Origin of the sequence: Duganella fentianensis, from assembly GCF_964031615.1 — a bacterium.
GTDB classification, from domain to species: domain Bacteria; phylum Pseudomonadota; class Gammaproteobacteria; order Burkholderiales; family Burkholderiaceae_D; genus Rugamonas; species Rugamonas fentianensis_A.
In genome coordinates this window covers 214,147-237,426 of the sequence record NZ_CAXIQN010000003.1, presented here as the reverse complement: position 1 = coordinate 237,426, position 23,280 = coordinate 214,147, and the positions used below count along the sequence as shown (strand labels likewise).

Genomic DNA, 23,280 nt, shown 5'->3' with positions numbered 1-23,280 from the left:
GCCTGGGTGGGGCAAGCGCTGCCCCTATCGGTATAGTTGGAAATTTGGCATCTTTGTGAGTTAAACTCCTGCCCTCACAGCAGGGGTGACAGTGCATTCGATTTCCAGACTATTCCATGCGGCGGCAGTGGCCGCCTCGTTGACCGCGGGTGTCGCGCCGGCCATAGCGCAGGAACAGCGCAATCCCGCTTTTGCGCCATTACCAGCCATGCTGGCCGAGCGTGGCAGCAGCATGCGTATCGATGGCGCGCTTGATGAAGAGGCGTGGCGCACGGCGCCCGTGTTCGATGCGTTCCACCAGTTTCTGCCGGCCGATGGCAAGCTGGCGCCGGCCAATTTGCGCACCACGGTACAGTTGCTGATCGAAGATGGCGCGCTGGTGTTCGGCATCCGCGCATGGGACGACGCGCCCGAGCAGATGCTGGGCACGCTCACGCGGCGCGACAAAGTGGGGCCGGATCAGGATTTCATCGGCGTGTGGCTAGACCCCACGGGCCACGGCCGTGCGGCGCAATTCGTGCGCGTCAATATTGCGGGCGTGTTCAGTGACGGTATGTACCGGGCCGATCTCGATGAAATGGATCTGGGGCCTGATTTTCCTATCGATGTGGCCGTGCGGCGCCTGCCGGATGGCTACAGCATGGAGTTGCGCTGGCCGCTGGCCAACCTGCGCTTCCCCTACGCGGATGGCAAAGTCTGGAAGGTGATGATAGAGCGTAGTGTGCCCCATGCGGATGGCCTGCTGCTCACCAGTACGCCGCTGAAGAATGGTTCGCTCAGCCACATCGCCGCCTTGCAGGAAGTGGGCGGTATGGGCGATACGGTAGCGGCGGTGCGTGACCGCAGTTTTATCGAGCTGAAACCGGAGCTGACCATGCGCTCCAACCGCGACCGCGACGAGAACGGCCGTCAGCACAGCAATCGTGGCAGCGTGGGGCTGGACATCAATGCCCGCCCGCGCGCCGATTGGGTGTTCAATGCGACCCTGAATCCCGATTTCTCGCAGGTGGAAATCGACCAGCCAACTGCCACGGGGGCCAGCCGGATTGCCCTCAGCCTGCCGGAAAAGCGCGGTTTTTTCCTCGAGAGCGCGGACGTGCTGGGCCTGCCCCTGTCGGCGTTCTATTCGCGCACCGTGGTCGATCCCGAATGGGGTTTGCGTGCCACCTGGCGTGATGCAGGTGCCGATGCCACGGCCATGAGTTTGCGCGATCAGGCGGGTGGCGTGGTGCTGCGCGGCGGCGCCTACGAGACGGCAGAATACGCGCAAACGCGGCGTACGCTGGCCAGCATGGTGCGCACGCGCTGGCATGGCGAGCATTCGGTGCTGGGTGCCTTCGTGGCGCAGCGTGGCTATGGTGATGCCGGCAGCAATGAGGTGGCCGGTGTGGATGGCCAGTGGCGTGGTGACGGCCAGCAGGCCTTGTGGTTGCTGATGCAGTCGCAAACCAGTGCAGGCTTCGTCGCGCCGCATCTGGCCGGCAGTGAGCCAGTGAGCACAAGAACTAGTACGCGCTATGGCGGCTACGCGCTGGGTAAATTCACCAGCAGCAGCGAGCACTGGTGGAACGAGTTTCAGCTGGAAGCAATTTCGCCCGGCTTTGTGAATGACAATGGCTTTGTGCCGCAGGCCGGTGTGCTGAAGAGTACGGTGAATCTGAATCGCCGGCTGGGCGCGCAAACGCTGGCACTGGCCGGGACGGAACTGGAACTGTACGAATTTGAAGCGCATCTGGGCCTCAATGAAACCCGCACGCTAGCGGATACGCAACTGGGCCAGCCGGCGAATCAGATCGTCGAGCGCAAGCTGCAGCCGGGCATCTGGTTCCGCGCCGGACGGCAGACCAATCTGTGGGCCAACCTCGGCTTCGATCAGCAGCGCGGCAAGCGTACGGGCATGCTGCATGATGTGCCGGCTGTGCATTTCGGCTTCGAATCGTCGCCGCTTTCGTGGATGAGCAAGTTCAATGCGGAAGTGACGCTGGGGCGCCAGCTTGATGTCGATGCTGACCGGGTGGGCAGCGGCGGCAATGCGATTGTCGATCTGGGCTTGCGCCTGCCGCTACCGTTTGCCGCCACGCGCGGCTGGTCGGTGGAGACGGATGTGCGGCTCAACCGCGCATGGGTGCAGGGCACGCTGGGCAAGCCTGCTTTCGTGGACAGGGGCTGGCGCGCGTTAGGCATGCTGCACTTTACGGCGGCTGATTCTGTGCGGCTGCTGGCGCAGAACACCGCCGCGGCGCGGCAGGATGATGGCATCTCGGCGCTGGAGCCATGGGCCGAACGGCAGGTGCACCGTTCGCTGCTGTATCGCCACCTGTGGCGCCATGGTCGCAGCATGTCGCTGGGCTGGTCGTACGATCGCACGCTGGCGCCAGAGACCAGCCGTAAGTCGCTGACCGTGAAGATGCAGTGGGAAGTGTAGTGTCTTGAGCTTCAAAGATGCGGCACTGGTAGCGGGTGGCGCTACCAGTGCCTAGAGCGGGCGATGGGATCAGACTTCTTCGCGGCGCTGACGCATGCGCACGGCGATGGCCAGCATGGCCAGACCGGCAGCAGCGCCAATCCAGACGGACGGGCCGGTGAGGGTGTGCCACGAGGCGTAGTAGGCCGATTCCAGCGGCGGCAGATGATGGCCGCTGACGTGATGCTGCACATTGTCCATCTCGAAGCCCATCCAGCTACCGGGCACCACGCCCAGCAGGATGCGGTTGGTGATGTTGGCGGTGAACCACGCTGCATCCAGCCCTAAATGCAGTATGCGGTCGGCCCACATCAGCAGCAGCGAGGTGATGACGGGCGTGCCCACGGCCCACAGGAACACTTTGGAGCGTGCCATGCTCGATACCATCAGCAGCCATCCCACGGTAGGCAAGGCCCACAGGATGTAGACGGGCAGCAGCGACAGCAGGCGCAGTGGCGACAGATACAGGTCGGGGCTGAGCAGCAGGCCGCCGAACAGATTGGTGCCGTGGCTGAGCAGCAGCACGCAGCCCGCCACCAGTATCGACAATGCCAGCACGATGGCTACCAGCATGGTGATCAGCGGTGCCACCACCAGTGCGAGGATGGCTTTGGAGGCCACCGTGGCCGTATCGGAAACGGGCAGCGATTTCCAGAACAGCAGGCTGCGGTCGCGTCGTTCGTCATGCAGGGCGCCTAGGCAGTAGAAGAACACCAGCAGGCTGAGTAGGGCCAGCACCGGCAGGGCGGCCATGATGTAGCCCTGTGCGATGGTATCGATCATTACCGTGCGGGCCTTGCCTTCGATGGTAATGGTGCCGATCGTGAAGGCTTCCTGCGCTTCGGCGAAGCTGGCATTCTTGCCGAGGAAAATCGAGGTGATGGCCAGTATCGCTACTACGGCCGCCACTACGATAGGTGTCCACAGCAGCATGCCCTTGTTTTCCCACATTTCGCGCTTGAGTAGCCATTTCATGGTGTTCATGCGTAGGTTCCTTTCATGGTGGCGACGAACAGATCGGCCAGTGCCGGTGTGCGCAGTTCGCCCAGATTAGCCAGCTGTGCGCGCGGTACGCCGTCGAACAGCATGATGCTTTTGCCGAATACGGCACGCTGGTGGATAGGCTGCAGTGCCTGTGCAGCCGGAATGCTGGCCGCTTCTACCATCACTTCCGTGTAGCGTTCCGAGACTTCGTCCATCGAGGCGGTGAGGGCGATCTTGCCGTCACGGATGAACATCAGATCGCTGAGGATATGTTCGACTTCCTCGATCTGGTGGGTAGTGATCAGGATAGTCTTGTTCTCGTCGAAGTAGTCTTCCAGCAGGTGCTGGTAGAACTGCTTGCGGTACAGGATGTCCAGCCCCAGCGTGGGCTCGTCCAGCACCAGCAGGCGCGCGTCGATGGCCATCACCAGCGCCAGATGCAGTTGCACCACCATGCCTTTGGACATGGCTTTGACCTTCATCTCGGGATCGAGCTTGGTCTGGGCCAGATATTTTTCCGCCTTGCTGCGGTCGAAGCGGGGATGTACGCCTTCGACGAAATCGAGCGCCTGTTTTACCTTCAGCCACTTGGGCAGGATCGCCACGTCGGCGATGAAGCAGACGTCGTTCATCAGCGCGTCGCGCTGCGTGCGCGGGTCCATGCCCAGCACCGATAGCTCGCCGTCGAAGCTGGTCAGGCCGAGAATGGCTTTGAGCGTGGTGGTCTTGCCGGAACCGTTAGGGCCGATCAGACCGACGATGCGGCCCGCTTCGATAGTGAAGCTGAGCTGGTCGATGGCGGTGCGCTTGCCGTACTGCTTGTGCAGGCCGCTGGCAGTGATGATGGCGCTCATGATGCGGCTCCCGTACCAGTAGCCGGTGCCTGCAGCAGGGTGGCGGCATCGAGCCCCAGCCTGCGGATGCGTTCCAGCATGGCGGGCCAGTCTTCGCGCAGGAAGCGTTCACGTTCCGTGGCCAGCAATTTGTCGCGGGCGCCTTCAGTCACATACATACCTAGTCCCCTTCTTTTTTCTACCAGCGTTTCGTCTACCAGTTCCTGGTAGGCGCGTGAAACCGTAATCGGGTTGAGTTGATATTCGGCGGCGATCTGCCTTACTGATGGCAGGGCGTCGCCCGGCTTGAGTACGCCGTCCAGCATCATGCCCACAACCCGCTCCTTGAGTTGCCGATAAATCGGCGCATTGTCATTCCAGCCTATCGCAGACATACATGTAGTCCTCTTGCTGTGTGTTGATGGAGTGGTGTTGTAGTGAACTATAACACTAGATTTTAAATTTGCAAGCAATTTTTACAAGGGCAGGGTGCGGGCCGGGGTGCTGGCATAATGGCAGCTCGATCGACTTACCGGTATCTGTATGAGCGCATACACCCGTTTTTCCCGCTGGGGCGCAGCCCTGATCTGCGGCGCCACGCTGGCCGCCTGTGCCACCCTGATCGGGCCCCGTCAGGTGGAATTGCCGCAGACTAAACTGCAGCAGAATCTGGACCGTAAATTCCCCGTGCACCAGCGTGTGCTGGGCGTGCTGGAACTGGAGCTGAGCCATCCACAACTGGCCATCATGGCGGAAAATGATCGAGTGTCGCTCTCGCTTGATGTGCAGGTGACGCCTTTGCTGGCGCGCCAGAACTGGCAGGGCACGATGGTGCTGTCGGGGCGGCTGAAAGTGGATACGGCGCGTAACACGGTCTACCTGAGCGATGCCCATGTAGACCGCTTTGCCATGCGCGGCATGGATGAGGGCAAACAGAATCAGGTGGCCAGCGTGGCCAACCTGCTGGCCGAATCGTCGCTGCGCGATGTGCCGGTGCACACCTTCCGGCCCGACGAGCTACGCTATGGCGGCGTGCAGTTTGTGCTGACCGGCATTAGCACCCGTCCCGGTGCGCTGGTGGCCAATGTGCAGCCGGCCCAGTAGGCCGGGTAGGCCAAGTAGGCGCTAGAGGAAGCCCAGATTGCGGCTGCTGGCGTTGAAGTTGCCCAGCGATGGCAGCATGGCCAGCAGGTCGCTATTCGATACACCCATCCAGCTACCCAGCGTGGCTGCGTACTGGGCAATCGAGGTGGTGGGCAGCAGGCGACCCTGACCCACATCGTCCGGCCCATCGGCTGCCACCACGGGCGCCGTACCATAATAGCGCCCGCCTTTGACGGCGCCGCCCAGCATGAAGTGCATGCTGCCCCAGCCATGATCGGAGCCGTCGTTGTTGCCGCTCAGGGTGCGACCGAAGTCGGACGCAGTGAAGGTGGTGACCTGATTCGACACACCCAGTTCCACCGTGCTCTGGTAGAAGGCCGCTACCGCATCGGCCACGCTTTTCATCAGCACGGGATGCTGGGTGACCAACCCATCGTGGGTATCGAAACCGCCCAACGAGACAAAGAACACTTGCCGTTTGGCGCCCAGTGCCGGTGCGGCAGCAATCATGCGGGCCACCATCTTGAGCTGGTCGGCCAGGCTATTGCCGGTAGGGTAGGGCGTGTTGAGCGCGCTACTGCCGGCCAGCGCTGAAGTCAGCACCTCATTGGCGGCTATTGCGCGCTGGGTAATGCGGGCATAGTCGGACTGCATCAAGTGCGGCTGGGCTTGCGTCATCAGGGTCTGCAACGCACTACTGCAGGAGGCCGAACCGAACAGCGGTTTTTGCAGGGCGGCGAATGGCACCGAGCCGCTGGTGGACACCTGATATTGGACCGCCTGCTTACCGGCAAGGAACACCGCATTGCCGGAGACATTCACGCAGGTGAAGGTGGCGTTGCCATTGCCGGAGGCGAACAGGTCGCCCAGCATGCCGCCCCAGCCCGTCGAAGCGCCTTCCGGCATGGATGATTGCCATTCCGATTGCTGGTCATTATGCGAGAACAGCTTGGATGGCAGCGGCACGGATTTGTTGGCGAACTGCTGTTTGGTAGTCGGCTGCACTAGCGTGCCTACGTTGAGCAGCACGCCCATTTTGCCGGCGTTGTAGATGGGCATGAGCGGCGCCAGCTCTGGCGCCAAGGCGTATTGATGCGCCACGCCGTTGACGTCCACCGGTGCGTTGGCCGTACTCAGCACGGTGCTGGCCAGTGCGCTGCGCTGGTAGGCCAGATTTGGCCGCAGGTTGAAATAGCTATTGAAGCTGCTGGCGTCGTAAGGCACCAGCGTGTTGGCGTAGTCGTTACCGCCGTATAGGAACACGCAGACGATGGCCTTGTAGTCGCTCGCCGTGGCGGCCGAGGCTTCCGCCATGGCGGCCAGATTGATGGCCAGCGGCGAGGCCACGCCGCTGATGGCTAGCGCGGAAGCACGTTGCAGGAAGGCGCGGCGGGAAGTATCGGTTGTCATGGCAGCCCCTTATTGCTGGATCAGGTATTCGGGCGCGGCCATGACCATGGTCAGCGCGGCGTAGATGCGGTTGTTTAAGGCGGCCGGGCTATTCGCTGGCATGGTGTCGAGCGCGCCGCGGATCAGCCCCAGTGTGGCGCTGCCTAGCTGGCCTGCCGCCAGTACCTGATTGATTTCGGCCAGTAGAACCTGCGCGTTGGCGGCGAGCGGCAGCAGGCTGCTGTAGTCGGGCAGCACATCGCCAATACCACGGCTGATCAGGCGCTGCATGAAGTTGACGTAGCCCACCACGGACGATTCATTGGTGAGCTGGAATTCCGGCGCCACCAGCCCCAGCTTGGCAATCGCGCTATTCGGCGGGACGTAGCCGGGCCGGTAGAAATTGAACACGGAGGGCGAGCGCAGCGGGCTCTGGCCTAGCCGCGTGGCGGCATCGCTAGTGTTGCCTATGGCCCAGCCATCGCTGGCCGAGCTGACGTGGTAGGCGCGCGCCCAGCCGGTCAGGCGCAGGATGGGCTCGCGCAGTTTGCCGTAGCTGGCGTTGATATAGCTTTCGTTGCGGGCTTCCGGATCGAGCAGCAGGGCTTTGACGACGGCGGCCAGATTGCCTTTGACGCCACGGCCATCGTTGTTGAAAACGCTGGCCACGCGTGCCACATAGGCAGGCGAGGGATTGCTGGTGACTAGCTTCTGGATCAGCTGGCGGCTGATAAATGGTGCCACATTCGGGTGGGCATAGATGATATCGATGGCGAGTCTGAGTGCATCGGCACCGGCCATGCCGGCTGGTACGGTGCTGCCAAGGAAGCTGGAAGCACCCGTCTCGTGGCGCCGTGCAATCTGCTGCATGGGGCGGCGCAGGAAGTCCGGGGTGTCCTTGGTGGTGCCGTTCAGATCGAAGTCCCAGCCCGTGAAGACCCGTGCCAGTCCCGTGATGTCGCTCAGGCCATAGGTTTCCTGCGGATTGCCATTGAGCAGTTTGGGCGTGCCGTCCAGATTCAGCTGGATCAGGCCGATGCTGAACAACTGCATGATCTCGCGCGCATAGTTCTCGTCCGGCAGGGCGCCGGTGCTGGGGTTCTGCTTGACGTTGCCGCGGAAGGTCAGGTACTGGCCCATGGGCGCGCTGGTGGAAATGGCCAGCAGCAGGTTGCGATAGTTGCCGAAAGCGTGTTCTTCCAGCAGATCGAGATAGGCAGCGGCGGAGAAGCTGCGCCACGGCGCGCCGACCAGCCCGCTGATAGCCACTACGCAGATTTCCGATAGCGCCAGTGTAACGCGCTGGCGCAAGGTATCCGGTGCGCTGATCAGCTTGCGCCACGCGCAGGCATCGAAGCCCTGTTCGGAGTTGCGGAAGCTGGCGTTGCTATAGCCCTTCTCTACTAGCCAGTCCCAGCGGGTGCCGGAGCGCGGTGCGGCCAGTTGTTCCTCGATCCATGCGGCAAAGCCCAGAGCTTGAACGCGGCTGATGTCGGCGCGGCTGGCGCCCATGGACGCTTGCGCGAGAAAACGCGACGCGGCGTTGGCAGTGGGTGTGGGCATGGCGGTGTCCTCTGGTGGGAGATGGCTTTGCTTTATATTGCTTTATGGTAATTTATTCCTATTTGCCTCAGCCCGCCACCGGTTTTTTGTAACGTGCCGTTACCTAGCACAGCGAGAGGCTTAAATAACTGGCAAGTTTTCTTGTGGGCGTAGGCAAACACTTTTACAATGCGCCAGATTCGCCTAGAGGAGAGCAAGCGTCATGACGATATTTGGTGTGGGACTGCATGTGCTGATTGCACTGTTTTTTGCCGTGCATGTGATCCGTAGCGGTCAGCAGCTGTACTGGCTGATGATATTGTTTATGTTTCCCTTGCTGGGCAGCGTGGTGTATTTCATTGCCATCTACCTGCCGGACTCTAAGCTGCACCATGGCGCGCGCCAGGCCGTCGCCGTAGCTGCGCGTGCCATGGACCCGGGGCGTGAACTGCGCGAAGCACGCGAGGCCTACGATTTCACGCCGACGGCGCAGAACCAGATGCGGCTGGCCGCAGCCCAACTGGCCGCAGGCGCGGCTGCCGAAGCGGCAGCCAGCTATGAAGCTTGTCTGCAGGGGCCGTTCGCGGGCGATCTGGAAATCCGTTTCGGCGCCGCGCGCGCCAGTCTGGCGGCGGGCAATGCGGCGGCCGCCGTGACGCATCTGCAGACTATCCGTAGCAGTGATGCGAATTTCCGTGGCGAGCAGGTGGCGCTGTTACTGGCGCAGGCTTTGGCAGCGGCTGGCCGTGCCAGCGAAGCAGGCGCCGAGTTCGATTATGCGCTGCAGCGCTACAACAGTTTTGCCACGCAGGCCGAGTATGCGATCTGGGCCGCAGGGCAGGGTGATGCAGACAAAGCGCGCCAGTTGCATGCAGAACTGCAGCGCACGATGGATCGCTGGAACCGCCACACACGCGAGATGAATCAGGAACTGATCCGTCGCCTGCAGGCAGCCATGGCCGCGCTGCCGCGCTAAGGCTAGTCGCTTACTTGCGTGCCATCGAGGCGATGGCGCGTGATCACGCCATCGAGACTGATGGCGATCCAGCCACCGCGTGGCGGCGAGGCTTCCGGTTCCCAGTCCGGCAGCACGTAACGGCGCTGGCCGTGCGCGCTGTGCAGGGCCGGGCGGTGGGTATGGCCATGAATCATCACGTCGCACGAGGTATCGGCAAACACGGCGGCAATCGCGGCCGGTGTCACATCCATGATTTCATAGCTTTTTGCGCCCTGATCCTTGCGGCTGCTTTCGCGCATGCCGGCAATGATGGCTTTGCGCCGCGCCAGCGGAGTGGCGAGGAACTGCTGCTGCCACGCGGGCTGGCGCACCATGGCGCGGAAGGCCATGTACTGGGTGTCTTCGGTGCACTGGGCGTCGCCATGCAGTAGCACCACGCGCTGACCGGCGATGGTCGCCACATGGGGTTCGGCCAGCAGCGTCACGCCAGCCGCTTGCGCAAATTCGGCACCGACGAGGAAATCGCGGTTGCCAGCAATCCAGTAGATCGTCACACCGGCGTCGCTCAGGGCGCGCAGGGCAGTAATAATCTGTTGATGGTAAGGGTCCTGCAGGTCGTCGTCACCGGCCCAGTATTCGAACAGGTCGCCCAGCAGGTAGAGTTGTTGCGTGTGCCGTGCCTGTTCCTCCAGAAAACGGAAGAACGCCGCCGTGGTGGCGGGGTGGCCGGCCTGCAGATGCAGATCGGAGATAAACAGCGCGCCGGTCTGGCCGGCGCGCGTGTTGTGAGTCGTCATACGGAATCCGACTTGTCAGCCTATGAGATTAGGCAGCCAGTTCGATTTTCTCGATGATGATGTCTTCCACTGGTACGTCAGCGAACATGCCGGCGCGGGTGGTTTTGACTTTCTTAATCTGGTCGACCACTTCGGTGCCGGCGGTAACTTTACCGAACACAGCGTAGCCCCAGCCGTCCTGACCTGGGTAGTCGAGGAAGCTGTTGTTTTTCACGTTGATGAAGAACTGTGCCGAAGCCGAGTGCGGTGCCGAAGTACGGGCCATGGCCAGCGTGTACGGTTCGTTTTTCAGGCCGTTCTTGGCTTCGTTCTCTACCGTGGTTTCGGTTGGCTTCTGCTTCATGCCTGGCTCGAAACCGCCGCCCTGGATCATGAAACCGTCGATTACGCGGTGGAAGATGGTGTTGCTGTAGTGGCCGGCTTCCATGTAGGCGAGGAAGTTAGCAACGGTTTTAGGGGCTTTTTCCGCGTTCAGTTCAACGGTGATGTTGCCCAGATTGGTGGTGATGATTACGTTGGTCATGTGTTTATCCTGAGTGAACAATGATGCTGAGGGCGCTATTTTACTGTTTCGGCGCGATAGGCGTCTTTAAAATTGTGGCCGACTTGATGACGACCGGTACCACAGGGATATTCTGGAAGCTGCCTTTGTCGTCTACCAGCACGGCTTTGATGCGGTCGACCACTTCCTGACCCTTCACCACTTTACCGAACACGGTGTAGCCGAAGCCGTCGCGGCCCGGATAGTTGAGCGCGTCGTTATCGGCCACATTGATGAAGAATTGCGAGGTGGCCGAGTTGGGATCACCGGTACGTGCCATGGCGATGGTGTAGGTGTTATTGGTCAAGCCGTTCTGCGACTCGATGGGTACGGGTTTGTTGGTTTTTTTCTGCACCAGTTTCTCATCGAAGCCGCCACCTTGAATCATGAAGCCATCGATGACGCGGTGGAAAATCGTGCCTTTATAGAAACCTGCCTTCACATAGGTGATGAAGTTGTCCACCGTTTTCGGGGCTTTTTCACCGTTCAGTTCCACCACGATATCGCCCATGGTGGTCTTGATTTCCACCTGCGGCGTCGTTGGCGAGGCCGCTGGCGTGGCGGCCAGTGCGGCGCCGGACAGGGCCACACCTGCGAACAGGGACATCAGTTTGCCGAACAGGGTAGGCTGGGATACTTGCATTGTTACTTCCTTGTCTAGTTATAGGCGGTGTTGTGTAGAACGAATTGCCAAAAAATCATAAGGCATATCGGGACTATGCCGTTTTTATCAATGCTATACTTGCCCATTCTACTCCTTCGGAGTGGAAAGATTAAACGGGTGTACCTGCCGGTCGCGCCGATAAAGAGAACATAGCAAGAGCCGATGAGCAATTTAAAGATTTACAACACGCTAGCGCGTGACAAGCAGACTTTCGTACCGATAGAAGCTGGCAAAGTCCGCATGTATGTATGCGGCATGACCATCTATGATTACTGCCACATCGGCCATGCCCGCATGATGATGGCGTTCGACGTGATGTACCGCTGGCTGATGGCCTCCGGCTACGAGGTGACCTACGCCCGTAACATCACCGATATCGATGACAAGATCATCAAGCGCGCCGTAGAGAACGGCGAAACCATTTCGCAGCTGACGACCCGCTTCACCCAGTATATGGATGAAGATACCCAGGCGCTGGGCATACTGCCGCCTACGCTGGTGCCACGCGCCACCCAGTATGTGCCACAGATGCTGGCGCTGATCGAAAAGCTGGAAGCCAAGGATCTGGCCTATCAGGGCGAAGATGGTGACGTGAATTATTCCGTACGTAACTTCCATAACTATGGCCGTTTGTCCGGCAAATCGCTCGATGATCTGCGCGCCGGCGAGCGGGTGGATGTCAATACGGGCAAGCGCGATCCGCTCGACTTCGTGCTGTGGAAAGCGTCAAAAGAATCCGAACCGGAAGAAGTGAAGTGGGACTCCAAGTGGGGTAAGGGCCGTCCCGGCTGGCACATCGAATGCTCGGCCATGTGCTCGGCGCTGCTCGGTGAACATTTCGATATCCATGGCGGCGGTGCCGACCTGCAGTTCCCCCACCACGAAAACGAGATTGCCCAGTCGGAAGGCGCGTTTGGCCGCCCACCAGTAAACTACTGGGTGCATAACGGCTTTGTGCGCGTCGATAACGAGAAGATGTCCAAATCGCTGGGCAACTTCTTCACCATACGTGACGTGCTGAAGAAGTATGACGCCGAAGTGGTGCGCTTCTTCATTCTGCGCGCCCACTACCGTAGCCCGCTTAACTACTCGGATGCCCACCTTGATGACGCGCGCGGTGCACTGACCCGTCTGTACACGGCGCTGGACGGCGTGGCGGACGATGGTTCGGCGCTGGACTGGCAGGGCGAACAGGCCCGCCGTTTCGCCGAAGCGATGGACGACGACTTCAACACGCCGCTGGCAGTGGCGGCCCTGTTCGAGCTGGCGACCGAGTTGAACAAGTCGAAATCGCCACGCGTAGCCGCCCAGCTGAAAGCGCTGGCCGGTGTGCTGGGCCTGCTGCAACGCAGCCCGCAGGCCTTCCTGCAGGCCTCGGTAGGCGAGGCCAGTGGCGCGGGCGATGCGGCGATTGCCGAAGCGATCGCCCAGCGTGCTGCGGCCAAGAAAGCCCGCAATTTCGCCGAATCCGACCGGATTCGTGCCGAACTGCTGGCCGCAGGCATCATCCTCGAAGACAAGCCTGACGGCACGACTAACTGGCGCCGCGCATAATGGTCACGGCCAAGGATAACGGGGGCGCAGGCCCGGTCACGGCAGTACCGCCGTACTGGGAGCAGGCCAAAATCGAGCTCATGAAGCGTGACCGCATCATGAAAAAGCTGATTCCGCAATTTGGCGACCTGTGTCTGGTCGGCCATAGCGACCCGTTCACGACCTTGGCCCGTTCTGTTGTAGGGCAGCAGGTCACGGCCAAGGTGGCCGAAGCGGCCTGGGCCAAGCTTTTGCTGCTGAGCCCGAAATGCACGCCGGCCCAGATCATCAAGGCGGGCGCCGAGCAGGTGGCTGCTTGCGGTTTGTCCAAGCGCAAGACCGAGTACATCCTTGATCTGGCCGACCACTTCAAAAACAAGCGCGTCCATACTGCCCAGTGGGACCAGATGGACGATGAAGCAGTGATCGCGGAACTGACCCAGATCCGCGGCATCGGCCGCTGGACGGCCGAGATGTTTTTGATTTTTAACCTGCTGCGGCCTAATGTTCTGCCCCTCGACGACCCCGGTCTGATTCAGGGCATCAGCCAGAATTACTTCTCCGGCGAGCCGGTTTCGCGCAGCGATGCACGCGAAGTTTCCGCCAACTGGGAGCCATGGCGCACGGTGGCGACATGGTATTTATGGCGTAGTCTCGATCCGCTTGCTGTAGAATAGATACTCTAATCGCTGAGCGAGGTCTTATCATGCTTGTCTGCAAGACCCCACGGCGGAGAATAAACACGGAGGTACAATGACCAAAACGACTTTCCTCAACTTTGAGCAACCGATCGCCGAACTTGATGGCAAAATCGAAGAACTGCGTTTCGTCCAGGACGATTCGGCTGTCGACATCTCTGAGGAGATCGACCGTCTGGCCAAAAAGAGCCAGCAACTGACCAAGGATATCTACGCCAAGCTGACCCCTTGGCAGGTAGCGCAGATTGCGCGCCATCCGCAGCGTCCATACACCATGGACTATGTGAACGAAATCTTCACCGACTTCCACGAACTGCACGGCGACCGCACCTATGCGGACGACCTGTCCGTGGTCGGCGGTCTGGCCCGTTTCAACGGTCAGGCCTGTATGGTCATCGGCCACCAGAAGGGCCGCGACACCAAAGAACGCGCGATGCGCAACTTCGGCATGCCTAAGCCTGAGGGCTATCGCAAAGCCATGCGCCTGATGAAGCTGGCTGAAAAATTCGGCATCCCTATCTTCACCTTTGTGGATACCCCGGGCGCATTCCCCGGCATCGACGCGGAAGAGCGTGGCCAGTCGGAAGCCATCGGTCACAATCTGTATGTGATGGCCGAACTGAAAGTACCGCTGATCGCCACCATCATCGGTGAAGGCGGTTCCGGCGGTGCGCTGGCAATTGCCGTGGGCGATGCCGTGCTGATGCTGCAATACGCCACCTACTCGGTGATCTCGCCGGAAGGCTGCGCTTCGATTCTGTGGAAGACCTCGGAGCGTGCGGCCGATGCGGCCGAAGCGCTGGGCCTGACGGCACACCGCCTGAAAGCCATGGGCCTGATCGACAAGATCGTCAATGAGCCGCTGGGCGGCGCACACCGCGATCCGAAACAGATGGCCACGCTGCTGAAGCGCGCGCTGGCTGATTCGCTGCGCCAGTTCCACGGCATGAAGACCAAGGATCTGCTGGAAGCCCGTCACGAGAAGCTGATGAGCTACGGTAAGTTCAAAGAGACCACGCCGCAGGAATAAGCGGGCGCGGCATCAACAAGAGTCGGGGGCGCTGCCCCCGATTTGCATTTTTGGAGCAGGCATTGAAGAAGCAACAGATTCCTACCCTGAGCAGCATCTTTGCTCAGGCCACCAGCGCCGCACTGGCGCGCGTAGAGGCTGACGATGGCGCTGTGGCGAGTCCGCGCATGGCGGTCGCGCTCAGCGGCGGGCTCGATTCGTCCGCCTTGCTGCATCTGGCGCACGGCTATGCGCGCGAGCATGGCATACAACTGTTTGCATTTCACATCCACCATGGCCTGAGCCCGAATGCGGATCACTGGCTGGCCCATTGCGAACAGGCCTGCGCTGCACTGGGCGTGACGTTCGAGGCACAGCGCGTGCAACTGACGGAGCAGGGTAAGACCGGCACGGAAGCGGCCGCCCGCAAGGTGCGCTACGCGGCTTTAGGCGGCCTGTGCGCGCGCCACGATGTGCGTCTGCTGCTGACCGCGCACCACCTCGACGATCAGGCTGAAACCGTGCTGCTGCAGCTGCTGCGCGGTTCCGGTACGGCTGGCCTGTCCGGCATGGATGCGGCCAATGCGGCACCGGAATTGCTGGCTAATCCGGCGCTTGTAATGGCGCGTCCATTGCTACCCGTTGCACGCAAACAGCTGGATGCTTATGTGGCAGCGCAGCAGATTACCCATATTCACGACGAATCGAATGACGATGCGCGCTTTGCCCGCAATGCCCTGCGCCACAAGGTGATGCCGGCGCTGGATGCAGCCTTCCCCGGTTTTCAGGAACGCTTTGCGCGCAGCGCCCAGCACGCACAGTCTGCCCAGCGCCTGCTGACCGAACTGGCCGAACAGGATCTGGCCCAGTGTCTGGAGGGCGATAGCCTCGATGTGGCCAAGCTGCGCGGCCTGAGCGCCGATCGTTGCGCCAATCTGCTGCGCCACTGGTTCAAAGTACGTCAGTTGCGCATGCCGAGTTCCGCATGGCTGAGCGAAATGCTGACCCAGTTGCTGGAAGCGCGTTACGACGCCCAGTTGCTGGTGACCCATCCGGACTGCCATGTGCGCCGTCATCGTGACCGCTTATATCTGACGCCCAAGCTGGAGCCACTGGAAGGGGAGCGGGAAGATCAATTCGACCAGTCGCCCGGCACCACGTTTAACTGGAATGGCGAAACCGAACTGGCGTTTCCGGCGTATGGCGGCGTGCTGCATTTCGAGCGGGCAGAGCAGGGGCTGGACCCGCAATGGCTGCAGCAGCAAAAGCTGGTGATCGAGTTCCGCCGCGGTGGTGAGCGCCTGAAACTGGCCGAGAACCGGCCTACGCGGGGCATCAAATACCACTATCAGGCCCTGAATATCCCCGCGTGGGAACGGGGCCGTCTGCCCGTTGTGAGTGCGCCGCAACAGTTGCTATTCGCGGCAGGCATAGGCATGGACTGCAATAAGTTGACTACAGGCACTGATCGCATCCGTCTGCGCTGGCAAGCAGTATAGACATTTGTCTGTTTCTGCCGAATTTTGTATGTAGATATGCTTATTCGGTATGACTTTATCTGTTTTTTGACTTGTTATTTTGCAGTGCGGCATGTAGAGTTTAGGGTTCCATTTACCTTTATTTGAGCGGAAAAACTCACTGTTATGGCTTTAATCGTGCACAAATACGGCGGTACGTCGATGGGTTCGACGGAACGTATCAAGAACGTGGCGCGGCGTGTCGCCAAGTGGCATGACGCAGGTCACCGCATTGTTGTGGTGCCTTCGGCTATGTCCGGCGAAACCAATCGCCTGATCGCGCTGGCAAAAGAAATTCAAGAGCAGCCTGACCCACGTGAACTCGACATGATCGCCTCGACCGGCGAACAGGTGTCGGTGGGCCTGCTGTCGATGGCCCTGCTGGCTATTGGCAAGAAGGCGGTGTCCTACGCCGGCTGGCAAGTGGCGATTAAAACTGATTCCGCTTTCACTAAAGCCCGTATTCAATCGATCGACAACGAGAAGGTGAACCGTGATCTGGATGACGGCAAGATCGTCATCATCACCGGCTTCCAGGGCGTTGACGAAGGTGGCAACATCTCGACGCTGGGTCGCGGTGGTTCGGATACTTCGGCGGTGGCGATTGCGGCCGCAATGAAGGCCGACGAGTGCCTGATCTTCACCGACGTCGACGGCGTCTACACCACCGACCCGCGCGTGGTTTCGGAAGCGCGCCGCCTGAAGGCGATTACCTTCGAAGAGATGCTGGAACTGGCGTCGCTGGGCTCGAAAGTCCTGCAGACCCGTTCGGTGGAATTCGCCGGTAACTATCGTGTGCCGACCCGCGTGCTGTCGTCACTGACCGACCCTATGCTGGACATCGAAGTCGAAGCTAACTCGGGTACCCTGATTTCGTTTGAGGAAGATACAAACATGGAACAAGCAGTCATCTCCGGTATCGCGTTTAACCGCGATGAGGCCAAAATCACCGTGCTGGGCGTACCGGATCGTCCGGGCGTGGCCTACCACATTCTGGGCCCGGTGGCCGATGCCAATATCGAAGTCGACATGATCATACAGAATCAGTCGGTTGACGGTAAAACCGATTTCACCTTCACCGTTTCGCGCAATGACTACCAGCGCGCTGTGGACGTGCTGAACAGCACCAAGGCCGAACTGGGCGCAGCCAGCATCACTGGCGATGCCAAAGTGTCGAAGATCTCGGTGGTGGGCGTGGGCATGCGCAGCCACGTGGGCGTAGCATCGCAGATGTTCCGTACCCTGTCGGAAGAGGGCATCAACATCATGATGATCTCGACTTCGGAGATCAAGATCTCGGTGCTGATCGACGAGAAATACATGGAACTGGCTGTGCGCGCACTGCACAAAGCCTTCGAACTGGAAAAAGCATAATTTTTTCAAAAAATTCGCCTAGTAGCCTTGACCAAACCCAGTGCGGTCTATACTATGGCGGTCGTCTGCTGTAGCGCAGTTAGCAAAGCAGACATAGTTGAGTAATCGACTAGGAGACGTGGCCGAGTGGCCGAAGGCACTTCCCTGCTAAGGAAGCATACGGGCAAAACCTGTATCGTGGGTTCGAATCCCACCGTCTCCGCCAGAACCCTTTGTTAGAGAGAATCTTTAACAATCAAAGAAGCCCGCTAGCTATGAAGCTGCGGGTTTTTTTGTTTTTGTCTGGAAAATTTGTGTCGCCAATAGGTATCACGCATGTTCGCGCACCTGATGGCGTCTCCCTATGAGGGATAGGCCTAGCAAACACTTTCACTATCGGTCGCAGTGCGAAGTTGATTCATTACCCTCGAAAACGTTTGCTTCGTGCGGGAAACTTCCGAAGTTCTCTACTATAATCAACTCTATCGCTAAGTAATCATGCAGGACATGTTTCGTGAACGAGAACCTAAGTAAAGAGCAACGAGAGATATTGTTTGAAGAACTGGCTGCGTATTTTTCGCTGCTGTGCGAGCCTACTCGTCTGAAAATCATCAATGCCATCTGCAAGGGTGAAAAGCCGGTGGGTGAGATTGTGCAGTTCGTCGAGTCGACCCAGGCGAATGTTTCACGTCAGATCAATATGCTATATCGGGCCAAAATTCTGGCGCGCCGGAAAGAGGGCACGCAAGTGTTCTACCGCATCGAAGATCAGAAGACGCTGGCCATGTGTCAGGGTGTTTGCAATGAAATGGCCAAACGGCTGGGCATGGATATCGAGATGGATGGCGCGCTGCCGGCTGCCTTGCCCGGCGCCAGCTATCCCGCCGTCGAACTGCGCTAGTCTTTCCCCTGTAGTAAAGCGTCGCGCCGGCACGTTGTACTAGCCGGTATGCCCCCCGTGCGCCTGCGTGTCGGGCGCAAGTGTCTGTATCTCTCCACAATTGCTGCATTGCATCAGCGAAACTGCTTGTGCATCTCTCTCTGTTAATTGATTATATGCGTATGTAGTTATGTACGTATCTGATTGAATTAGGCTGAAGGGGAGAGCTCAGGTGTCTGAAGAACTGAAAAAGATCATCGGTCGTATCGTTAAAGCGCCTGAAGGCTTTCTCGATGATGCGGCGCTGGAGCAGGCCCGCAAAGCCCGCCGCAATTTCATGGGCAAGGCGCTGGCCATGGGCGCCGGCGTGGCCGGCAGTGCCGCGGCGCTGGCGGCGCCCGAGCAGGGCGATCCGGCCATCCTGACACTGCCTACCCATAGCAAGACGCTGGGTCAGCCCGTGGCGGCACTGGGCTACGGCATGCCGTCGCAATGGGAAAAGAACCTGCAGCGGCGCGAGAGCCCCGGTCTGACGAGGGTCTCGCAGGCATCGGTCAGCTTCACGCCTTTGCAGGGTCTGTTCGGCATCATCACGCCCAGCGGCCTGCACTTCGAACGCCACCATCAGGGCTGGCATGACATCGACCCCAGCCAGCATCGTCTGATGATCAACGGGCTGGTCAAGGAGCAGCGCGTGTTCACCATGGACGATCTGATGCGTCTGCCTAGCGTGTCGCGCATCCATTTCATCGAATGCGGCGCCAATACGGGAGCTGAATGGGGCAATGTGGCGCTGCCTACCGTGCAATATACCCACGGCATGCTGAGCTGCTCCGAATTCACGGGGGTGCTGCTGTCGACCCTGCTGGAAATGTGCGGCTACGATAAGAAGCAGGGTAAATACGTGCTGGCCGAAGGAGCCGATGGTTCGAGCATGACCCGTACCATCAGCATTGAGCGGGCCATGGATGATGTGATCGTGGCCTGGGCCATGAATGGTGAAATGCTGCGTCCGGAAAACGGCTACCCCCTGCGGCTGGTAGTGCCCGGCGTGCAGGGCGTGAGCTGGGTGAAATACCTGCGCCGCATCGAGGTGGGCGACCAGCGCTACGACACCAAGGACGAGACTATCCACTACATCGACATGATGCCGGACGGTATGCATCGCCAGTACACCTCGATACAGGAATGCAAGAGCGTGATTACTTCGCCGTCGGGTGGCCAGATACTGCTCGATAAAGGCTATTACAACGTGACGGGGCTGGCGTGGTCCGGCCGCGGCAAGATCAAACGGGTGGATGTCAGCATGGATGGCGGGCGTAACTGGCGCACCGCCCGGCTGGAAACCCCCATCCTGTCGAAGGCGCTGACACGCTTCAATATCGACTGGGTGTGGGATGGTTCACCGGCCATCCTGCAAAGCCGGGCGATCGACGAAACCGGCTATGTGCAGCCCAAGATCAGCCAGTTGCGGGCGGTGCGCGGCACCAAGTCCATCTATCACAACAACGCTATCCAGTCGTGGCAAGTGCATGCCAATGGCGAAGTCTCCAACGTACAGGTGTCTTGATGAAAAAGGAACTCTTGCAAGCGGCTTTGCTGGGACTGCTGGTCTTCGGTAGTGCGCAGGCGGAAGATAAACCGTGGCAAGCCATCGGGCGTGCGGCCACACCGGCTGAAGTACAAGCCTGGGACATCGATGTGCGCGGCGACTTCAAAGGCTTGCCGAAGGGACGCGGTTCGGTGACGCAGGGCGAGCAGATCTGGGAAGGCAAGTGCGCCAGCTGCCATGGCAGTTTCGGTGAACTCAACGAAGTGTTCCCGCCGCTGGTAGGCGGCACGACACCGGACGATATCCGTAGCGGCATCGTTGCCGCCAATGCCAAGGGCGGGGTGGCGCAAAAGACCACCATGATGAAGCTGGCCCGTATCTCCACCATGTGGGACTACATCAATCGCGCTATGCCATGGACGGCGCCCAAATCGCTCAAGCCTGATGAGGTGTATGCGGTGGTGGCCTACATCATGAATCTGAGCGGCGTAGTGCCGTCCGACTTTACCTTGTCCGACGAGAACATCGCCCAGGTACAGCAGAAACTGCCTAACCGTAACGGGCTGGTCAAGTTCGACGGGCTGTGGCTGACCAATGGCAAGCCCGATGTGAAGAACGTGGCCTGTATGCACGATTGCCCGATCGAGCAAGTCAGTTCGGCACTGCCTGACTTTGCCCGCAATGCGCACGGTAATTTGTCCGAGCAGAATCGCGTGATCGGGGCAGTACGGGGAGCTGATACCACCCGTCCACCACAGCCTTTCAAAACTGTGGCGCCGGCCGAGAATAAGGTAGACAGTAAGGCAGACAGTAAGAAGCCTGCCGCCGCTGCCAGCGGTCCCGATGTGAAAGCTCTGCTCAACAAGAATTCCTGCACGGCCTGCCACGGGCTGAAGAACAAAGTGGTGGGGCCCGGTTTCAACGAAGTGGCGGCCAAGTACCGTGGCCGTGCCGATGGTGAGGCCTACTTGATGGGCAAAATTAAAGCCGGCGGCACCGCTGTCTGGGGCGCAGTGCCTATGCCGCCGCAGAGCCAGCTCAAGGAGGCAGAACTGAAAGCCATCGCCGCCTGGCTGATGGCCGGTGCGCAGTAGTGGAAGCTGAACCGTATCACCCGCAGTAACAATCTGATTAGCTAACTAGGAGACTTTATGGATACCAATCGTCGCGCGCTGCTGAAATCAGCTGGTGCATTCGGAATACTGATAGCAGCGGGGGTGATTTCCGCCGAGGCGGTGCTGGCGGCCGAGGTCCAGAGCGGCTTCGATGCGAAGAATCTGGCCGACGCTCTGAAAGTGCTGGGTGGCACGGCTGCCGATAGCAAGGACATCACCATCACCACGCCGGATATTGCCGAGAATGGAGCGGTGGTGCCTGTCTCCGTCAGCACGTCGCTGGCCGGTGCCAGCGAAATCTATCTGTTCGTGGAAAAGAATCCCAACCCGATGGCGGCCGTATTCATGATACCGGCCGATACCGAGCCTATGGTGCAGACCCGTCTGAAGATGGGCCAGAGCACCAATGTGCTGGTCGTGGTGAAAGCGGGCGGCAAGCTGTATAGCGCCACCAAGGAAACCAAAGTCACGCTGGGTGGTTGCGGCGGTTAAGCGCGCTACGTCAGCCCAACTGAACAGAATAATCAGGAGAACACCATGGCAGATCCGATGAAAATCCGTGCAAACCATAACAATGGCACGACTGAAGTAAAAGTACTGATGGCCCACCCGATGGAAGGCGGTATGCGTAAAGATAGCGCCGGCAAGATCGTGCCCGCTCACTTCATCAAGGAAGTCAAAGCCACCTGCGCCGGCAAGCTGGTGCTGCAGTGCCTGTGGGGTCAGTCAGTTTCGCAGAATCCCTTCCTCGCCTTTAAATTCAAGGGCGGTGCCAAAGGCGAGAAAATCCAGGTGAGCTGGGTTGATAACAAGGGTGATAGCCGTAGCGACGAAGCCACCATCGCCTGAACTGCAGGCTAACCTTCTTCTGACGGGACTGCTATGAACGCAAGAATTCTCAGTGTATGCCTGCTGGCGCTGGGGGCGGCCAATGCTGGCGCCCAGTCGGCTTCCGACGAAATCGCCAAGTACCGTGCCATGCTGGCCGATGGTAATCCGGCCGAACTGGTGGAAGCGCAGGGCGAAGCCTTATGGAGTAGCAAGCGCGGGCCGAATAATGTCTCGCTCGAGCAGTGCGACTTCGGCAAGGGCCCCGGCGTGTTGAAGGGCGCGTATGCCGAACTGCCGCGCTATTTCAAGGATGTCGATGCGGTGCTGGATTTCGAGTCCCGTCTGGTGCACTGCATGGTGACCCAGCAGGGTTTTAGCCGCTCGGACGTGGTGCGCCAGCCCTATTCGGCGCAAGGCGAACGAGCCACTGATCTGGAAGCGCTGACTGCCTACGCGGTAGCCGAGTCGCGCGGCTACAAGATCAATGTGCCGCAGCAGCATGCCAAGGAGAAGGCGGCGTACGCGCGTGGCCAGAAAGCGTTCTATTACCGTGGCGGGCCGTTTGATTTCAGTTGTGCCTCCTGCCATGGCGCCGATGGCAAGCGTATCCGCCTGCAGGATCTGCCCAATCTGCAGAATCCGGCGCAGGCGCAGAAAGCTTTTGCTACGTGGCCGGCCTACCGGGTCAGTCAGGGTGCTGTGCGCACCATGCAGTGGCGCATGAATGACTGCTTCCGCCAGCAGCGTTTCCCCGATCTGCAATACGGTTCCCTCACCTCGATCGACCTGATCACTTTTCTCGGGGTGATGGCCAAGGGCGGCGCGATGGATGCGCCAGCGCTGAAACGATAACCATGCAGCCTACCTGAAGCGAGAGCGATCATGAGCAACCCTAGCATCCTATCCAAGGCTGGCGTTCTGCTGGCACTCAGTACCGGCCTGACCTGCCTGCCCGCCAGCGCCGATGATCTGGCCAATTTCAAAGCGTCGTTTGCCGAAAAAGGCATCGCCAAGCTGGACCGGCTTGAGCAGAGCGAGTTGCAGAAAATCTGCTCGACTTATGCCACCAAGCCGTTACCTGCCAAAGTGCGGGCCAAACTGGAGAAGGCTGAAATGGCGGCCGTCAAACACCCGGCCGACGGCAATTATCTGGGCGACTGGAAAGAGGGCGAGAAGATCGCCCAGAACGGTCGTGGCCTACAGTTTTCCGATGATGCCAAGACCGTCAATGGCGGCAACTGCTATGCCTGCCACCAGATCACCAAGAGCGAAATTGCATACGGCAATATCGGCCCCAGTCTGGCGGAATACGGCAAGCTGCGCGGCGGCCCGACCGAGGCCATTGTGCGCTATACGTGGAGCAAACTGTATAGCTCGCATGCGGTGAATGCCTGTTCCGTCATGCCACGCTATGGTGCCGCCGGCATCCTCAGCGAGCAGCAGATGAAAGATGTGATGGCACTGCTGCTCGATCCGCAGTCGCCCGTCAACCAGTAAGCGTCCCAGCAGGGCGAGG

Annotated in this window: 23 protein-coding genes and 1 tRNA gene; 16 read left to right on the top strand and 8 right to left on the bottom strand. The window is 59.8% G+C overall.

Features of this window, described 5'->3' with window-relative positions; genetic code table 11:
• Positions 1-91: 91 nt before the first annotated feature.
• Positions 92-2,425: a hypothetical protein gene (locus ABNT42_RS01885; protein WP_348693260.1), complete on the top strand. Its 2,334-nt coding sequence runs from the start codon at positions 92-94 to the stop codon at positions 2,423-2,425.
• 69 nt (positions 2,426-2,494) lie between these two features.
• Here the strand turns inward: ABNT42_RS01885 and ABNT42_RS01880 are convergent, their stop codons facing one another.
• From ABNT42_RS01880 to ABNT42_RS01870, 3 genes are read right to left on the bottom strand one after another with little or no spacing between them, the layout of a single operon-like run.
• Positions 2,495-3,448, bottom strand: coding sequence for a hypothetical protein (locus tag ABNT42_RS01880; protein ID WP_348693257.1), 954 nt, complete (start codon positions 3,446-3,448; stop codon positions 2,495-2,497).
• Complete coding sequence (locus ABNT42_RS01875) at positions 3,445-4,302, bottom strand: ABC transporter ATP-binding protein (RefSeq protein ID WP_348693255.1); 858 nt, start codon at positions 4,300-4,302, stop codon at positions 3,445-3,447. Before ABNT42_RS01875 ends, ABNT42_RS01880 begins: the two co-directional genes overlap by 4 nt.
• Positions 4,299-4,676, bottom strand: coding sequence for a GntR family transcriptional regulator (locus ABNT42_RS01870; protein ID WP_348693252.1), 378 nt, complete (start codon positions 4,674-4,676; stop codon positions 4,299-4,301). Before ABNT42_RS01870 ends, ABNT42_RS01875 begins: the two co-directional genes overlap by 4 nt.
• Positions 4,677-4,824: 148 nt before the next feature.
• On the opposite strand from ABNT42_RS01870, the gene ABNT42_RS01865 reads away from it, so the two are divergent.
• Positions 4,825-5,385, top strand: a complete 561-nt coding sequence (locus ABNT42_RS01865; protein WP_348693249.1) for a DUF1439 domain-containing protein — start codon at positions 4,825-4,827, stop codon at positions 5,383-5,385.
• 21 nt (positions 5,386-5,406) lie between these two features.
• On the opposite strand, the gene ABNT42_RS01860 is transcribed toward ABNT42_RS01865, so the two are convergent.
• Complete coding sequence (locus ABNT42_RS01860; RefSeq protein ID WP_348693246.1) at positions 5,407-6,795, bottom strand: DUF1501 domain-containing protein; 1,389 nt, start codon at positions 6,793-6,795, stop codon at positions 5,407-5,409.
• A 9-nt stretch (positions 6,796-6,804) separates the two neighbouring features.
• Positions 6,805-8,337 carry a DUF1800 domain-containing protein gene (locus ABNT42_RS01855; protein WP_348693243.1) on the bottom strand — a complete coding sequence of 511 codons (1,533 nt, stop codon included), beginning with the start codon at positions 8,335-8,337 and terminating at the stop codon, positions 6,805-6,807.
• A gap of 202 nt (positions 8,338-8,539) precedes the next feature.
• On the opposite strand from ABNT42_RS01855, the gene ABNT42_RS01850 reads away from it, so the two are divergent.
• Positions 8,540-9,292: a tetratricopeptide repeat protein gene (locus ABNT42_RS01850; protein ID WP_348693241.1), complete on the top strand. Its 753-nt coding sequence runs from the start codon at positions 8,540-8,542 to the stop codon at positions 9,290-9,292.
• Positions 9,293-9,294: 2 nt separating this feature from the next.
• On the opposite strand, the gene ABNT42_RS01845 is transcribed toward ABNT42_RS01850, so the two are convergent.
• Genes ABNT42_RS01845 through ABNT42_RS01835 form a run of 3 tightly spaced genes read right to left on the bottom strand, consistent with a single transcriptional unit; the run spans position 9,295 to position 11,255 of the window.
• Positions 9,295-10,071 carry a UDP-2,3-diacylglucosamine diphosphatase gene (locus ABNT42_RS01845; RefSeq protein WP_348693238.1) on the bottom strand — a complete coding sequence of 259 codons (777 nt, stop codon included), beginning with the start codon at positions 10,069-10,071 and terminating at the stop codon, positions 9,295-9,297.
• 28 nt (positions 10,072-10,099) lie between these two features.
• Positions 10,100-10,594 carry a peptidylprolyl isomerase gene (locus ABNT42_RS01840; RefSeq protein WP_155433714.1) on the bottom strand — a complete coding sequence of 165 codons (495 nt, stop codon included), beginning with the start codon at positions 10,592-10,594 and terminating at the stop codon, positions 10,100-10,102.
• Positions 10,595-10,634: 40 nt separating this feature from the next.
• Entirely contained in the window at positions 10,635-11,255 is a 621-nt protein-coding gene (locus ABNT42_RS01835) for a peptidylprolyl isomerase (protein ID WP_348693235.1), read from the bottom strand.
• A gap of 183 nt (positions 11,256-11,438) precedes the next feature.
• Here ABNT42_RS01835 and cysS point away from each other — a divergent pair, with 183 nt between their 5' ends.
• The 13 genes from cysS to soxX all read left to right on the top strand — a co-directional run bounded on the left by cysS (position 11,439) and on the right by soxX (position 23,261).
• Positions 11,439-12,830 (top strand): cysteine--tRNA ligase, encoded by a 1,392-nt coding sequence (cysS, locus tag ABNT42_RS01830; RefSeq protein ID WP_348693232.1) that lies wholly within the window; start codon positions 11,439-11,441, stop codon positions 12,828-12,830.
• Positions 12,830-13,486: a DNA-3-methyladenine glycosylase 2 family protein gene (locus ABNT42_RS01825; RefSeq protein WP_348693230.1), complete on the top strand. Its 657-nt coding sequence runs from the start codon at positions 12,830-12,832 to the stop codon at positions 13,484-13,486. The genes cysS and ABNT42_RS01825 overlap by 1 nt, the downstream gene beginning before the upstream one ends.
• A gap of 76 nt (positions 13,487-13,562) precedes the next feature.
• Positions 13,563-14,537, top strand: a complete 975-nt coding sequence (locus ABNT42_RS01820) for an acetyl-CoA carboxylase carboxyltransferase subunit alpha (protein ID WP_155433718.1) — start codon at positions 13,563-13,565, stop codon at positions 14,535-14,537.
• Between the two features lie 62 nt (positions 14,538-14,599).
• A complete protein-coding gene (tilS, locus tag ABNT42_RS01815; RefSeq protein WP_348693227.1) occupies positions 14,600-16,015 on the top strand; it encodes a tRNA lysidine(34) synthetase TilS in 1,416 nt (471 codons plus the stop codon).
• 144 nt (positions 16,016-16,159) lie between these two features.
• A complete protein-coding gene (locus ABNT42_RS01810; RefSeq protein ID WP_348693224.1) occupies positions 16,160-17,407 on the top strand; it encodes an aspartate kinase in 1,248 nt (415 codons plus the stop codon).
• Between the two features lie 112 nt (positions 17,408-17,519).
• Positions 17,520-17,612: transfer RNA gene (locus ABNT42_RS01805), tRNA-Ser, on the top strand.
• A 324-nt stretch (positions 17,613-17,936) separates the two neighbouring features.
• Positions 17,937-18,287 carry a metalloregulator ArsR/SmtB family transcription factor gene (locus ABNT42_RS01800; RefSeq protein WP_348693222.1) on the top strand — a complete coding sequence of 117 codons (351 nt, stop codon included), beginning with the start codon at positions 17,937-17,939 and terminating at the stop codon, positions 18,285-18,287.
• A gap of 211 nt (positions 18,288-18,498) precedes the next feature.
• Positions 18,499-19,836, top strand: a complete 1,338-nt coding sequence (gene soxC / locus ABNT42_RS01795) for a sulfite dehydrogenase (RefSeq protein WP_348693219.1) — start codon at positions 18,499-18,501, stop codon at positions 19,834-19,836.
• Complete coding sequence (locus tag ABNT42_RS01790) at positions 19,836-20,912, top strand: c-type cytochrome (RefSeq protein WP_348693217.1); 1,077 nt, start codon at positions 19,836-19,838, stop codon at positions 20,910-20,912. Before soxC ends, ABNT42_RS01790 begins: the two co-directional genes overlap by 1 nt.
• Positions 20,913-20,969: 57 nt before the next feature.
• Complete coding sequence (soxY, locus tag ABNT42_RS01785) at positions 20,970-21,425, top strand: thiosulfate oxidation carrier protein SoxY (RefSeq protein ID WP_348693213.1); 456 nt, start codon at positions 20,970-20,972, stop codon at positions 21,423-21,425.
• Positions 21,426-21,470: 45 nt separating this feature from the next.
• Complete coding sequence (gene soxZ / locus ABNT42_RS01780; protein ID WP_348693211.1) at positions 21,471-21,782, top strand: thiosulfate oxidation carrier complex protein SoxZ; 312 nt, start codon at positions 21,471-21,473, stop codon at positions 21,780-21,782.
• Positions 21,783-21,815: 33 nt separating this feature from the next.
• The gene (gene soxA / locus ABNT42_RS01775; protein WP_348693208.1) at positions 21,816-22,616 is read left to right on the top strand and encodes a sulfur oxidation c-type cytochrome SoxA; all 801 of its coding nucleotides are present in this window, start codon (positions 21,816-21,818) and stop codon (positions 22,614-22,616) included.
• 30 nt (positions 22,617-22,646) lie between these two features.
• A complete protein-coding gene (gene soxX, locus ABNT42_RS01770) occupies positions 22,647-23,261 on the top strand; it encodes a sulfur oxidation c-type cytochrome SoxX (protein ID WP_348693205.1) in 615 nt (204 codons plus the stop codon).
• Positions 23,262-23,280: the final 19 nt, after the last annotated feature.